Genomic DNA, 12,579 nt, shown 5'->3' with positions numbered 1-12,579 from the left:
TTGAACACGCACCAACGCAAGTGGTTGGCTTAGTTCTGGCGACCTGAAATGGAGGATGCACCGTCAGGTATGCTGCAGCGAGGTGATCAGCGGGCACTTTACCGCCCCCTGCGTCGATTCACAGCGTGTGACAAGCTGATCCAGCGCTGACTCAATGCGTCTGAGATCGGCAATCCGATCGCGCACATCATGAAGTTTTTGCTCGGCTAAGCGGCGGGCTTCATCGCAGTGAGTACCATCATCTAGCTTTAGCAGTTCAGCTATCTCATCAAGGGAAAACCCGATCCGTTGTGCGGCCTTAATAAAACGCACGCGTGCCAGATCGCCTCGACCATAACGACGGATGCCACCTCGTGGTCTGTCTGGCTCCGACATTAATCGCTTGCGCTGGTAGAACCGGATCGTTTCAACATTGACCCCGGCTGCGTCGGCCAGCGCGCCGATTGTGAGGTTTTGTGAGAGAACGTTCATGAGACTTGACTCCGTACTTAAGTACGGAAGTAAGCTTAACGCATGAAACTGAAATCCCCAACAGAAAACGCCGCTCACACGGGGCGCACTGCATTGTTAGCGGGAGGCATTGCAGCCATTCTCGCTTCGACCTGCTGCCTTGGGCCATTAGTATTGATTACCCTTGGAATCTCTGGCGCCTGGATCGGCAACTTGAGGGCGCTCGAACGCTACCGGCCCATTTTCATCGGCGCGGCGCTCGTCGCATTGTTTTTTGCGTGGCGTCGCGTCTGGCGGCCAGTTGCCACTTGCGCGCCTGGGGAAGCGTGCGCAGTCCCGCAGGTTAAAAATGCGTACAAAGTGCTTTTCTGCGTCGTCGTCGCGCTTGTTGTCTTGGCTCTCGTGTTCCCGCTTATCGCGCCTTGGTTCTACTAAAAGGAAAATGCCATGAAAAAACTTGTTGTCGTGGCTGCGCTCTCCGCACTGACGTCGCCACTGTGGGCGGCCCCCCAGACGGTCACGTTATCCGTGCCTGATATGAACTGCGCAACCTGCCCGATCACGATAAAGAAAGCATTGACGAGAGTGCCAGGAGTCAGCAAGACCGAGGTGAGCCTGGACAAGCGGGAGGCCACGGTAACTTTCGACGACACCAAGACCAACGTCGAAGCGTTGAAACGCGCCACCACGGATGCTGGCTACCCTTCGACGCAAATCGGGAGCAAAAAGTGGCCAACGTGATCCTGGAATCGACGTTGACGTGTCCCGAGTGCGGCCACGCCAAGACCGAGAAGATGCCGACAGATACTTGCCAGTGGTTCTACGAATGCGAGCAGTGCCACACGGTGCTTAAGCCTAAGCCGGGTGACTGCTGTGTTTTCTGTTCCTACGGAACAGTCCCTTGCCCGCCTGTTCAGGAGCCTGGTCAAGGTAATAGCTGCTGTGGTTGATTGGTTCGACCACCGAGGTGCAGGCCGGAGAAATCGAATCGCGGAATATCAGCGACGAGATGAGAACTTCTCAGCGAGCTGCTGCAGCTTCGCCGCCCGTAGGCGCTCCGCCTTCTCGGCTTCCTGCTGCGCTTTTTTCCGCTCCTTGGCTTGCTTGAACCGCTCGCGCAGCATTTCAGATGCTCGCGCGCGATGCGCTTCGTCGATGTCGCCCGCCGGCGTGCCATCCAGGTTGAACCGGGTCGCGGCCTTCTCGATCGACTTCAGATACGGCAAGCATTTGGTATGCAGCCCGAGCGCGATGCGCAAGGCCTTTTTATCTAGCTCCGGCATCTGTATGCAAAGCTGCTTGTCGATCCCAATGGCGAGCGGTTGATATTCCCGAAAAACGGCAAACCTCTCTTGAATTTGTTTCAACAAAGCACGGGCAGCAGCGGCCGGGTTGGAAGAAGCAGAAGGAGTATTCATCAACAGCGGTAAAGAAGCAGGTTTTGTCGGTTCGCGAGCATATCACGGGGGCTCCCGTTGTTCACTCTTACCTTCCCGGAAGCGAAATACGCAGCCAAAAGCAGCAAGACCTTGCGCGCATGGAGCATTCTTCTGATTTCAATTAAGAAAGCGCCTCGCAATGCCATTTATGCTCGCGAATCATCTTTACCGCTCAGAAAGCTATACCCTTGAACAGAATCGCTCTCGTCCCCCAGGTCATCACGGCTATTGCGACAATCATCGCCGCGACCATGCTTTTCGTGACTCTTCGGGATACGCAGATAGAAAAACAGGGGGTAGTGACGCGGAGTATTTCCACGAATGCTATCAAACATTCATTACGGAATTTCCGCTGACAAAGTACAAGGGGACAACGGAGGAATATCTCGCCGAGGCACGCAAAGCTTGTCCGTGAACAAACACATTCAAAGCTGAAAGCCGCGCACTGCGGGGGCTTTTTCATTGAATCTGGGTTTACTACGCTGATGACCCATTTTCTTTAAAATCAATGGATTAGTTAAGCACTCTCGCCGAGCAATTGCGATTTACTCTATTTCTCCGCTACTGAAGCTAATCCTGCGAACAATGCATGCGCGCGGTAGGGTTTCTCAAACACAATATGAAATGACCGCAGTTTGTCATTCACGGCTAGTCGTGCCAGCAAATCAAACTCGTCGAGGGTGAGCTCCACTGCTCCCTGTGCAGATGGTTTCAGGCGGATAAAGCTTCCAATAGCCGGCGTCGGCATTTCCGATACCTTTGGTTGTTCCGCCGGGTAAGTTAGGATTGATACCGCGCTCACCACATTCAACGGTTGATCAAACTCGCCTGTATCTCTAAGTATTTGCTTCCTTTTCGACAAGCCAACGCGCCTCGAACGTGCGTATCCACGTGGACGTGAATATCGCTGCGCCAGGACCAAATCTTCCCAAAACAAGACACGGTTTCGGGGTTCTTTTTGCGTGTTGCCATAGGCGGCCTACCCGTCAAAAACACTATCTGGATACATGCGCATCGACACCGATTGAACAAGGTATGATTACCGCGCCATTGCTTTCGCTTTTCGTCATCCCCGCCGCCTGGCGTCTCCTACAGGAGCGCAAGCTGCGGAGAACTATCCACTCTTTATCTTCAACCAACGAGGAACAAAACCATGAAACATTCGCTGAATAAAACAACCGCTGCGTTTGGAATTGCCCTGTTTGCGCTGGCTGTTCATGCTGAGCAGTCCACCGGGACTAAGGGGATGGATATGGGCAACATGAAGATGGATTCCATGGAAATGAATTCGTCCAAAGCCATGAGCAGGGCCATGAACGAGGGAGAAGTAATAGCCGTTGATAAGGCGGGAAAAAGCGTCACCATTAAGCATGGCCCGCTCAAGAGCAAGACCGTCGAGATGGGCCCGATGACCATGTCCTTCCCGGTTCAACATGCATCGCTACTGTCCAATGTAAAGGTGGGGGATACGGTCAAGCTCACGGTTGAGAACGTCAAGAACGTCGCAACGGTCACCGCACTTAAGCCGAAAAAGTAAGAGAGTTCACTATGAAAAAGCGGTGCAGTACAGGCAACTGCCCCATGATGCCGTGAATCTATGCAAAAGCAGCACGCACCATCATCAGGTAGGATCGTTTTCGTTGAGCAGCACCGTCCCTTTGCAGTTTTTTGCAATGCCGACCACCCGAAAATTGAACCGTTTTCATTGCCGTGTCTGTTGCATTTCTTTATTGTGGAGAAATTTCACTAGCGGTTTCCCCGGCTCAAAATATATACTGGATATAAATACAGTATATCAATAAACATGCCGCTAGCCCTCACCTCACCTTCCCCGCCATTGCCGGGAAATCTGCTGCCCGCATCGGAAGCGCCCGAAGCCGTATGTCGCCCCTTGTTCCGCAGCCACGTCGCCGCTGGCTTTCCGTCTCCCGCCTCGGACTACATCGAACGGGGCCTGGACCTTAACAGTTACTTAATTCGTAATAAGGCTGCGACGTTTTTCTTTCGGGTTAAGGGCGACTCGATGATCGGCGCACGCATCCACGACGGTGACCTGCTGGTGGTCGACCGCTCCATTCAGGCCGAACACGGTCATGTCGTGCTCGCCGTGGTCGATGGCGAATACACGGTGAAGCGGCTGAATAAGCGCGCCGGCGTCATCGAATTACACGCCGAAAACCCTGACTATCCCCCCATCCGTTTCTCGGACGGCCAGGAGCTTCAGATCTGGGGCGTGGTGATCGGGACTGTTTGCAAGTTTATTGGGTGAATGTAACTGCACCAGGATGTCATGACGACTTCATTGATCATTACCGACTCTCGCCCCCTCATCGATCTGGCGATGGCCGACGAGCTCGATACCCTGCTCACGTTGGTACCGAACCTGCATGTTTTCATTCCGGACATGGTGCGCCACGCCCTCATTGCCCAGGTCGAGAACCCCGGTGCGCCGGACGCGCTGGAGTGGATCCGGACCAATGACGGGCGCAACGTGTCTGTGCCCTGCACCGAGGAACTGGAAGAGTTCATCGTTCTAAAACACGACGCAGCGGAGGCATCCGTCAAAACCCACAACGACCAAGCAGCAGCCGAAATCCTTGGCCGCGAATTGACACGCAGCGCTGACGCCATCCTCCTGTTGCTTGATGACGCCAGTGTCGGCCATGCCCATTTCCTGAAAAGCCTCCCGGACCATGTACTCCTGATGTCGACCTCCAGTTACCTCGACAAACAGAAAAGCCGGCGCATACGCCCCGCCGTTGCCGCCATGCTGCAGCGCTTTATGGTGCGCGGCCGCCCCCGCACCTGATTCACACGCCGACGGCATCCGTTTCGCAACGCCATGATCAGCGCGCAATCGGCGGCATTTGCCCTTGTCGACGTCAACAACATGTACGTGAGCTGCGAGCGGGTGTTCAACCCGAGGCTGGAGAACCGCCCGGTCGTGGTCCTTTCGAATAACGTTCTGTGGGGATTGAACTGTAAGTGATAAATTCACTAGGGGTTGGGTTTTGGTTTGGGGTTTGAGAGTCTCGCAGAGACGAGTAGCAGGTGGGGGCCGGGGGAGGAGCCGAAAACATGGGGGCTGTGGATAACGAGACGTTGAAGCGCTGGCGCGATCTGGATGCCATTGTTGTTCTCAACGCCCTGGCGGATCACATCAAACCGGACCGAACCTTCCGGCCAACTGCGTCTCACCTGTCGTCCAGGTGGAACGTGCACGCCGCCGGCCGAGATTGGGAGCTACTATGCACCGGCCCGAAGTTCTGGGATACGCGCGCCGAGTGCGGTGGCGGCGGTGCGGTCGATCTGGTGATGCACCTTCACCGGCTTACCTTCAAGGCAGCTGTCTCCCTGCTGAAGGAAAAGGGATTATGAGACTCATCTTTGCCACTGATGATCTCGCCATCGCCGGCCGGTCATTTGCTGGCTTTCCGCTGCTAATCGGTGATGATGGCTGGCCTTTGGAGCCGGCCCAGTCATTCCTATGGGAGACCTTGACGCATAGGGGCTCCGTGGAGAGCCCGTTTACTTGGGAGGCGTACGGCCGCTGGCTCTACGATTTCTTTGCTTTCCTGGCCGCGAACCAGCTCAACTGGAACGCGGCGCTCACGCCGAACGGACTGAGCGTCGTGGCGCAATACAGGGACTGGTCGATGACCGAAGTCGGCGTCAGCCCCAGCACGCTGAATAAGAGGCTCAACATCGTTGTGCGCTTCTACGAGTGGTGCAAGGACAATAACCATGTCACGCATCTGCCTTTCGGCCGGCATGACGTCCGCATCCCCGGCAAGGTCGGTTTCCTGGCGCATGTCAGCCGCGGGAAGACGCAATCCAAGGCGACTGTACTTGTTAGGGAGCGCAAGCCGACAATCAAGCTCCTGACCAAGGAACAAGTACGGATTGGCTTGAGACTCGACATGGACGATAGCCATCGGTTGCTGTTTCATCTGATGGTCCGCGTCGGGTTGCGTTCGTGCGAAGCGCGAACCTTCCCAATGGGATATGTCTTCAATCCGCGTACGCGTCGTGACCTGGTGTCTGGGCAGATGATTCGAGTCAACCTCGATCCCAAAGATATGCACATCAAGTTCAGCAAGCCGCGGAGCGTCGACGTGCCATGGTCACTGATGGAGGATTTGTGGTCTTACTCGCTGCATGCGCGCGAAAAGCGCCGACAGGTATTGGGCGACAACCCTTCATCCCTGATCCTCACCGCCAACGGTACTGAATTCAGCAAAGATGCTGTGGTCGACGTCATGAAGGCGATTGAGAAGAAAGTCAGTTTCCCGGTACGGGCGCACATGCTAAGGCACAGCTACGGCACCTATACGCTGGCGGCGCTGCGCAAGAACCCTGAATTCGAGGGCGAGCCGCTGCTGTACGTGCGCGATCGCATGGGCCATTCGGATGTTCAGACGACGGCCGTCTATCTGCACCTGATTAACCAGCTGAGCGCTCAGGCGGTGCTTGCTCATGAAGACGAAATCGACAGGCTGTTCACCGGCGCCGTGCCGATGACCCCGCAAGAGGATGCCGCCTAATGCCGCGCTCCAAAAACTACCGGACTACGCGCCCGGCCGCGTCGGCGAACGGTCCAGATGATGAGCCGTTCCATCCCGTGATCGAATTGCCAGGCAATCCCAAGAACCACAGGAAACTCGACTTTCGCCCTTACATGGGACGAGGCTACGACGGTTGGGTAAAGGCCTTCGCCTCGGTGCTTCGCTCACTCATGGCCAGTGGCAACTTCACCGTCTCCTCGATCGTCAGCCTACATTCCAACGGCATCAAGCACTTCATGTCATTCCTGATCGATGGTTCGTTGCATTTCCCGCCTAAGACGCCGGACAAGCTGAGCGCCTACGACCTGAACAGGTATGTCGCGCGTCTCAAAGTGCGGTACCCGAACGGCTCGACCGCCAAGAATTGCTTTGCGGCTTTGAAAACGGTTCTGACCGGCCTGGCTGATTACGGCTTCATCTGCACTGCGATGGAAGACCTCCTGCCTGCCAATCCATTTCCCAAAAGCGAAATCACGCTCGCCGGCGAAAAGCCTCTCACCCCTGCAGAGATGGACCGGCTGGCCAGCGCCGCGAAATCCGACCTGATCGCCATTCATCAAGGCAGATTCGACGGGCCGGATTCGGAAGCGATGGGCGTGCTGGTCCTGATCATCGCCATGCGTACAGGGATCAATGCCACGCCTCTGATGGAAATGGGCCGTGACTGCCTGACGCCACATCCCTTTATGCCCAGCCTGATGCTGGTCCACTCGGTAAAGCGCCGTGGCCAGGGTGCGCAGTCACAATCCATTCGGCAGACCGCTTTGCACGATAAGCAGACGACCATTCGCATGGACGGTGTAGCCGTGCTCAGGAAAGCGCTGGAACTGTCAGAGAGCCTGGTCGACCTCGCGCCGGAGGAATTGAAGAACCGCATCTGGCTCTACCGGCATGGCCAGCCCGGACGCTCGCAAAGCGTGTCTTGCCTCAATACAGGGATGACTTCAACTGCGTTCCGCAACTTCGTCAAGCGGCATGGCCTTCTCGGCGACGATGGAACGCCGATGCGTGTTACCTTGGCTGGCTTGCGCAAGACCATGGAAAACCGGCTGTGGAAGCTGAGCGACGGTGACCTGATCACGGTGGCCGCCATCATGGGCCATGCTCCGCAAGTGGCCGACAACCATTACCTCAAGCTAGACGAAGAAACCAAGGCCGAAGGCGCCCGATTCATCGGCGCAGCCTTTGCAGAGGCCCTGCGTGGTGAGCATCTGGCGCCAACCCCTAGCGGCAGCTGCCAGGACAGTCTGCACGGCTCGCTCGCCCCGAAGGATGGAAAAACGCATTGTGAGCAGTTCACGCACTGCCTTGGCTGTCCCAGCTATGCCATTGTCGGAACGCATGCGGATCTGTACCGCTTGTTCAGCTTCCAGGTGTTCCTGTCTCGTGAGGTCGACTACTTCAACTCTGCCGAGTGGGCGGAGTGGCGCGATCACCACCGCAGATTGATCGACCTGATCGATTGCTTCACCGGCGACAGGTTCGCAATTGACGTGGTGGATAGTGCCAAAGCCGCCGCACGGGCGAATCCGCATCCGTTTTGGGCGGCGAAAATCCGGCGCCTAGATGCCTCCAAGGGAGAAGCGGTATGAGTGCGAGACCTCGATCAACCGCTGCGAAGGCTTTCGACTTGCTGGCAGCGCAACCTATTACGGCGGCTGGCCTCACGGCCGACGAGAGAGACTGGATCGTCATCAGCGCCGTTGCCGATTCTCAGGAAAGCGAACACGTTCTGAGCTATTTCGGCAATGCTAGCTGGGATCTGAGGCCTTTTTACCACCAATCCAATGTCTCAGACTGCCACAAGGTCATCGACTGGCCAGCGGACTGCCCGCCGGCCATGGTGAAAGACTGCAAGGCAGTCCTTTACGCCTGGTTCAAGCGCGGACTGCCGGGAGCAAAGCCGCCGGTCGCGCGTGGCATCTACTCCGCAGCGCTGGCCTCCGCCATACCCGTCATGCGCTGGCTGAAACAGCTCGGAATTGAGCGATTTGACGAGGTACGTCCGCTTCACGTCAGTAACTTCTTCCACCTGAGCAAAGTCGAGATGGGGCTCAGGCCTATGACTGTCTACAATCGGTTGCGTATCTTCGATCTCCTGTGGCTCTTCCGGGACGAGACGTTACATCCGTTGCAGCAGTCGCCGTGGGGTAATACAACCATCTGGCGCTTTACCGGCATCAAGGCGACGAAGCTCGCCGAAGCAGCTGGCGGACGTGCCGGCCGCACAGCCATCATCCCGCAGGATGTTCAAGCGAGGGTCTTCACCTACTGCGAAAACGTCCTGAAGCAGGCTCCCGATATCCTGAAGAATCGGCATCAGATGCTATGGGCAGAGCGGAATCCACAGCTAATCCAGATACGTGATGCCGCCCTCTATATCCTCTCGATTACCAGTGGCATGCGCAATGAGGAAGCGATCGGTGTCGAGTCTGGCAGCTGGCGCAAGGAAGTCAAGGATGGTGTCGAATACCACTGGGTTGCCACAGTCGAGCACAAGACGCTCAAGGGCAAGGTGGAATACCTGGTGCCGGCGCTAACGATTAACGCGCTAGAGGTAATGCGTGAATACGCCAAGCCGCTGCAGGCAAAGCTTGTGGCGGAGATCAAGCTGCTTGAAGCTGGGTCAACGACTCTGTCTGAAAAAGAACGCCTGATCAGGTTGGAAAAAGCAAAGTGCGACTCGAAGAAGTTATTTCTTTGTCTTTTACACGGGCCCCAAAACAGGATCGATGCCCTATCCAATACCGCCTCACGGATCGCCTTCCGTCGGCTTGCGACAGCCGCCGGCGTCGACTGGAATTTGCAGCCACATCAGTGCCGACGGACCTATGCCCGAATGGTCGTGGAATCGAAGATGGGGCGCGCCTCGCTTATCTTCCTGAAGTGGCAGCTCAAGCACTCCAGCATCAGCATGACTCAGCTCTACGCATCGAACCCTCTACAGGACGCCGCTATATTTGACGAGATTCTGCAGGAGATGACTTATTTCAAGATGGATCTGATCGACTCTTGGTTGGAAGACCGTCCGCTTACTGGCGGAGCCGGTCGCGTGATCTCGCGCTTACGTGCCATTCCGATCGACAATCGGTCTGATTTGCTTGCCCAAACGGCCGCACAGGTGCATATCCGGGCGACTGGCCATGGCTGGTGCCTGGCCGAAGAAAAGGGATGCGGAGGCGCGGGGTTGTACGAAACTACGCGGTGCGCCGGCTGCAAGAGCAGCGTGATCGACGAGACATTCCTCGCTACGTGGCGTGGGATCCTCGATCAGCAGAAAGAGCTTTTGGCGATCGCCGATGCAGGACCGGCCGTACAGCAGCGCGCGCTCAGGGAGTTGCGCATTGCAACCCAGGTCATGAAAGAGCTGGGCGTCACTGGGGACGAAGTCACATCAGAACAAGGAGCCGAATCGTGAAGGCAGATGAAGGCGCGAAGGCAAAGAGACGAAAGAGTACAGTCAACCTCATCCAGGGTGCGATCGCCAAGCTGCAGGCGGAGAAGGCCAAGGTGACGATATCCGCCGTCGCCAAGGCCGCCAATGTATCTTCGGCGCTGATTCACAACACCTATCCTGATCTAGCGGAGAAAATCCGGGCGATCACCGGTAAGGCTACGCGCACCCAGCGAGATGAAAAGCATACGGCGCTCATGAAGGAGCGTGAAACAAACCGATCGCTGCGTGCCGAGAATGCTTCCTTGAAGTCAGATTTGGCGAAACTGGCTTCTGTGAATCAACTGCTCTTGGCCGAGATGGCGGTGCTAAAGGGAGTGGCTAGCGGCAAAGTGGTATCGATATTGCGCAAGTCCGCATCAGAATCACCATCAGAGGGCTGAACCATGTTTGCCCTTATTGACGGAAATAACTTTTACGTGAGTTGCGAGCGTGTGTTTCAACCGCAGTTGATTGGGCGTCCGGTGATTTCCTTGTCTAATAATGACGGTTGTACGATTTCGCGCAGCAATGAGGCAAAAAACCTCGGCATAAAAATGGGACAGCCCTGGTTCGAGATCAGGCACCTTGAAAAGGAGGCCGGGCTGGTTGCATTGTCGTCGAATTTCACGCTGTACGGAGACATGAGCAACAGGATGATGCAGATCGCCGCCGAGCTGGGGCCAGCGCAGGAGATCTACAGCATCGACGAATCCTTCATTGGTTTGCACGGCGTACCGGGCGATCTCGTGCAGCGTTGTCATGAGATCCGCTCGCGCATCCTGAAATGGGTCGGCATCCCTTGCGGCGTTGGGATCGGTGCAACGAAAACGCGGGCAAAGCTGGCCAACCACATCGCCAAGACGGCCGAACGAAAACCAGGCATCTATCCAGCCCAGCTGGCGCAGGTCTGCAACCTCGAAGCGCTGCCGGCATCGGACGTCGACGTCATCCTTGCGGCCACCGACGTCGGCGAGGTCTGGGGCGTTGGCCGACAAATCGGCAAGCAGCTTAAGGCGCTGGGCGTCCACTCGGTGCTAGATCTCGCACACCTGTCGCCGACGATGGTCAAAAAGCGCTGGAACGTCGTTCTGGAACGCACGGTGCGCGAGCTGCAGGGGGAGCCGTGTATTGCGCTTGATGATGCACCGCCTCCAAAGCAACAAATCGCCTGCACGCGTAGCTTCGGCCAGCCGATATCGACCTTGCCGCCGCTGGTGCAGGCGGTGAGTGACTTTGCCTCCCGTGCCGCAGAGAAGCTGCGGGAACAGGATAGCGTTGCTGGACAACTCCTCGTGTTCGCCCACACATCACCGTTTAGGGGTGGGCCGCAGTTTTCCCGCCACTCTGTTGTAAAGCTATTGCGACCGACGTCGGACAGTCGGCTTCTGGTCAAGGCAGCGATCGATGGTATCACCAGCATTTATTCCCGCGGCTTCCAGCTGATCAAGGCAGGCATCATTCTGCTGGATATCATGCCGACGACAGTGCGGCAATGTGAGCTGGATTTCGGCGATATTGACTCATCTAGCACAGCTAATCTAATGGCAACCTTGGACGCGCTAAACCACCGATTTGGCCGCGGTGCAGTCAGTATTGCGAGTGCCGGTCTTCCAAGGTCACAGCGGGTATGGACGATGAAGCAGGAACGACTGTCTCCGCACTACACGACTAGGTGGAGCGATCTACCGATTGTGAAGGCGAACTGACCTGATATTGCAAGCGTACCTGGGCAGCAGCTTCTGCTCACAAACCGGTCATTTGCATTATCTTTCCAAAATACAACTATCGGCCATTTCCGGACATCTGCTGTTGCGGCAAGAAGTGGCAAATCGCTCCTTTGCGAAAATTTGGCTGTCTCGGTCGCGGGCAATGACACTGGTATCATAGGCCCTGTTGTTATTTCCTAAGAGGCTACAAGATGAAGCGCGTCCTGGTTCTCTTGCTGGCAAGTATCGCCGCCTTATCTGCCCATGCGCGTGATGTTTATGTGGCTGCAGCAGCCGACCTGACATTTTGTCTCAAAGACCTCAATGCTGCCTTTCAGAAGGCCAATCCCGATGTGAAAGTGATTGTAGCCACCGGGTCCTCAGGAAAGTTCTTCTCTCAGATTCAGAACAGCGCCCCTTTTGATGTCTTCATGTCCGCTGACATTGACTACCCGCGCAAGCTGGCTGATGCCGGCCTTGCGGTCAGGGAGAGCTTGTTCCAGTACGCAGTAGGACAAATCGCCGTATGGGTAATCAATCCTCAGTTCGACGTGGCAAAGGGCTTGGCCGTGCTGAGTGATCCTCGTATTTCAAAGATCGCTATCGCCAATCCGAGTCATGCGCCCTACGGTCGTGCTGCACAGGCAGCAATGGAGAAGGCAAAGGTCTGGGAATCAGTTCGTCCAAAGCTGGTCATGGGAGAGAACATTTCGCAAGCTGCTCAATTCGTTCAAACCGGAAACGCCTCTGCAGGAATCATTGCTTTGTCAATCTTGAAAGCCCCATCTGTTGAAGGCATAGGCCGGTATTGGCTGATTCCTCGGGACCAGTACCCGGCGATTGAGCAGGGGGCAGTTCTGACCATCAAGGGCAAGGACAATGCCGATGCACGAAATTACATGGCGTTTTTAAAGACTCCTGATGCACGACGCATTTTCGACAGGTACGGGTTCCTGCTTCCGTCCAAATAACTTGCCCCTGAA

General features: G+C 56.1%; 17 protein-coding genes. 14 read left to right on the top strand and 3 right to left on the bottom strand.

Translation table 11 applies throughout. The annotated features are described in order from the left end of the window. Positions 1-63: 63 nt before the first annotated feature. Positions 64-471, bottom strand: coding sequence for an Hg(II)-responsive transcriptional regulator (gene merR, locus E6W33_RS07345; RefSeq protein ID WP_136415957.1), 408 nt, complete (start codon positions 469-471; stop codon positions 64-66). 42 nt (positions 472-513) lie between these two features. Here merR and merT point away from each other — a divergent pair, with 42 nt between their 5' ends. The 3 genes from merT to E6W33_RS27470 are packed head-to-tail and all read left to right on the top strand — an operon-like array spanning position 514 to position 1,400. Beyond that, entirely contained in the window at positions 514-885 is a 372-nt protein-coding gene (gene merT, locus E6W33_RS07340; RefSeq protein ID WP_136415955.1) for a mercuric ion transporter MerT, read from the top strand. 12 nt (positions 886-897) lie between these two features. Further along, complete coding sequence (merP, locus tag E6W33_RS07335; protein WP_136415953.1) at positions 898-1,191, top strand: mercury resistance system periplasmic binding protein MerP; 294 nt, start codon at positions 898-900, stop codon at positions 1,189-1,191. Beyond that, positions 1,179-1,400: a GDCCVxC domain-containing (seleno)protein gene (locus tag E6W33_RS27470; protein ID WP_136415951.1), complete on the top strand. Its 222-nt coding sequence runs from the start codon at positions 1,179-1,181 to the stop codon at positions 1,398-1,400. Before merP ends, E6W33_RS27470 begins: the two co-directional genes overlap by 13 nt. Positions 1,401-1,448: 48 nt before the next feature. On the opposite strand, the gene E6W33_RS07325 is transcribed toward E6W33_RS27470, so the two are convergent. Further along, on the bottom strand, positions 1,449-1,868 hold the full coding sequence (locus tag E6W33_RS07325; RefSeq protein WP_136415949.1) for a ProQ/FINO family protein: 420 nt from the start codon (positions 1,866-1,868) through the stop codon (positions 1,449-1,451). Between the two features lie 571 nt (positions 1,869-2,439). Beyond that, entirely contained in the window at positions 2,440-2,751 is a 312-nt protein-coding gene (locus E6W33_RS07320) for a hypothetical protein (protein ID WP_136415947.1), read from the bottom strand. Between the two features lie 291 nt (positions 2,752-3,042). On the opposite strand from E6W33_RS07320, the gene E6W33_RS07315 reads away from it, so the two are divergent. The 11 genes from E6W33_RS07315 to modA all read left to right on the top strand — a co-directional run bounded on the left by E6W33_RS07315 (position 3,043) and on the right by modA (position 12,567). Further along, on the top strand, positions 3,043-3,426 hold the full coding sequence (locus E6W33_RS07315; protein WP_136415945.1) for a copper-binding protein: 384 nt from the start codon (positions 3,043-3,045) through the stop codon (positions 3,424-3,426). Positions 3,427-3,693: 267 nt separating this feature from the next. Continuing rightward, positions 3,694-4,158, top strand: coding sequence for a translesion error-prone DNA polymerase V autoproteolytic subunit (umuD, locus tag E6W33_RS07310; RefSeq protein WP_136415942.1), 465 nt, complete (start codon positions 3,694-3,696; stop codon positions 4,156-4,158). A gap of 21 nt (positions 4,159-4,179) precedes the next feature. Then, positions 4,180-4,698 carry a hypothetical protein gene (locus E6W33_RS07305; RefSeq protein WP_136415940.1) on the top strand — a complete coding sequence of 173 codons (519 nt, stop codon included), beginning with the start codon at positions 4,180-4,182 and terminating at the stop codon, positions 4,696-4,698. 33 nt (positions 4,699-4,731) lie between these two features. Further along, positions 4,732-4,878 carry a hypothetical protein gene (locus E6W33_RS27940; RefSeq protein WP_348983151.1) on the top strand — a complete coding sequence of 49 codons (147 nt, stop codon included), beginning with the start codon at positions 4,732-4,734 and terminating at the stop codon, positions 4,876-4,878. Positions 4,879-4,967: 89 nt separating this feature from the next. Next, positions 4,968-5,267: a hypothetical protein gene (locus E6W33_RS07300; protein ID WP_136415938.1), complete on the top strand. Its 300-nt coding sequence runs from the start codon at positions 4,968-4,970 to the stop codon at positions 5,265-5,267. Next, positions 5,264-6,433, top strand: coding sequence for a site-specific integrase (locus tag E6W33_RS07295; protein WP_136415936.1), 1,170 nt, complete (start codon positions 5,264-5,266; stop codon positions 6,431-6,433). Before E6W33_RS07300 ends, E6W33_RS07295 begins: the two co-directional genes overlap by 4 nt. Then, positions 6,433-8,046, top strand: a complete 1,614-nt coding sequence (locus E6W33_RS07290) for a hypothetical protein (RefSeq protein ID WP_211097255.1) — start codon at positions 6,433-6,435, stop codon at positions 8,044-8,046. The genes E6W33_RS07295 and E6W33_RS07290 overlap by 1 nt, the downstream gene beginning before the upstream one ends. Next, the gene (locus E6W33_RS07285; protein WP_136415934.1) at positions 8,043-9,872 is read left to right on the top strand and encodes a site-specific integrase; all 1,830 of its coding nucleotides are present in this window, start codon (positions 8,043-8,045) and stop codon (positions 9,870-9,872) included. The genes E6W33_RS07290 and E6W33_RS07285 overlap by 4 nt, the downstream gene beginning before the upstream one ends. Next, the gene (locus E6W33_RS07280) at positions 9,869-10,291 is read left to right on the top strand and encodes a TetR family transcriptional regulator (RefSeq protein WP_211097254.1); all 423 of its coding nucleotides are present in this window, start codon (positions 9,869-9,871) and stop codon (positions 10,289-10,291) included. The genes E6W33_RS07285 and E6W33_RS07280 overlap by 4 nt, the downstream gene beginning before the upstream one ends. 3 nt (positions 10,292-10,294) lie before the next feature. Beyond that, on the top strand, positions 10,295-11,596 hold the full coding sequence (locus tag E6W33_RS07275) for a Y-family DNA polymerase (RefSeq protein WP_136415932.1): 1,302 nt from the start codon (positions 10,295-10,297) through the stop codon (positions 11,594-11,596). A 212-nt stretch (positions 11,597-11,808) separates the two neighbouring features. Then, positions 11,809-12,567 (top strand): molybdate ABC transporter substrate-binding protein, encoded by a 759-nt coding sequence (gene modA, locus E6W33_RS07270; protein WP_136415930.1) that lies wholly within the window; start codon positions 11,809-11,811, stop codon positions 12,565-12,567. Positions 12,568-12,579 lie beyond the last annotated feature (12 nt).

Source organism: Herbaspirillum sp. ST 5-3 (genome assembly GCF_004804275.1).
In the GTDB taxonomy this organism is placed as follows: Bacteria; Pseudomonadota; Gammaproteobacteria; order Burkholderiales; family Burkholderiaceae_D; genus Noviherbaspirillum.
This window is presented reverse-complemented; position numbering and strand designations above follow the sequence as displayed.

Coding starts and splice junctions, on each gene's coding strand:
- merR (WP_136415957.1), bottom strand. CDS start 471: ATGAACGTTCTCTCACAAAACCTCACAATCGGCGCGCTGGCCGACGCA.
- merT (WP_136415955.1), top strand. CDS start 514: ATGAAACTGAAATCCCCAACAGAAAACGCCGCTCACACGGGGCGCACT.
- merP (WP_136415953.1), top strand. CDS start 898: ATGAAAAAACTTGTTGTCGTGGCTGCGCTCTCCGCACTGACGTCGCCA.
- E6W33_RS07325 (WP_136415949.1), bottom strand. CDS start 1,868: ATGAATACTCCTTCTGCTTCTTCCAACCCGGCCGCTGCTGCCCGTGCT.
- E6W33_RS07315 (WP_136415945.1), top strand. CDS start 3,043: ATGAAACATTCGCTGAATAAAACAACCGCTGCGTTTGGAATTGCCCTG.
- umuD (WP_136415942.1), top strand. CDS start 3,694: ATGCCGCTAGCCCTCACCTCACCTTCCCCGCCATTGCCGGGAAATCTG.
- E6W33_RS07305 (WP_136415940.1), top strand. CDS start 4,180: ATGACGACTTCATTGATCATTACCGACTCTCGCCCCCTCATCGATCTG.
- E6W33_RS27940 (WP_348983151.1), top strand. CDS start 4,732: ATGATCAGCGCGCAATCGGCGGCATTTGCCCTTGTCGACGTCAACAAC.
- E6W33_RS07300 (WP_136415938.1), top strand. CDS start 4,968: ATGGGGGCTGTGGATAACGAGACGTTGAAGCGCTGGCGCGATCTGGAT.
- E6W33_RS07295 (WP_136415936.1), top strand. CDS start 5,264: ATGAGACTCATCTTTGCCACTGATGATCTCGCCATCGCCGGCCGGTCA.
- E6W33_RS07290 (WP_211097255.1), top strand. CDS start 6,433: ATGCCGCGCTCCAAAAACTACCGGACTACGCGCCCGGCCGCGTCGGCG.
- E6W33_RS07285 (WP_136415934.1), top strand. CDS start 8,043: ATGAGTGCGAGACCTCGATCAACCGCTGCGAAGGCTTTCGACTTGCTG.
- E6W33_RS07275 (WP_136415932.1), top strand. CDS start 10,295: ATGTTTGCCCTTATTGACGGAAATAACTTTTACGTGAGTTGCGAGCGT.
- modA (WP_136415930.1), top strand. CDS start 11,809: ATGAAGCGCGTCCTGGTTCTCTTGCTGGCAAGTATCGCCGCCTTATCT.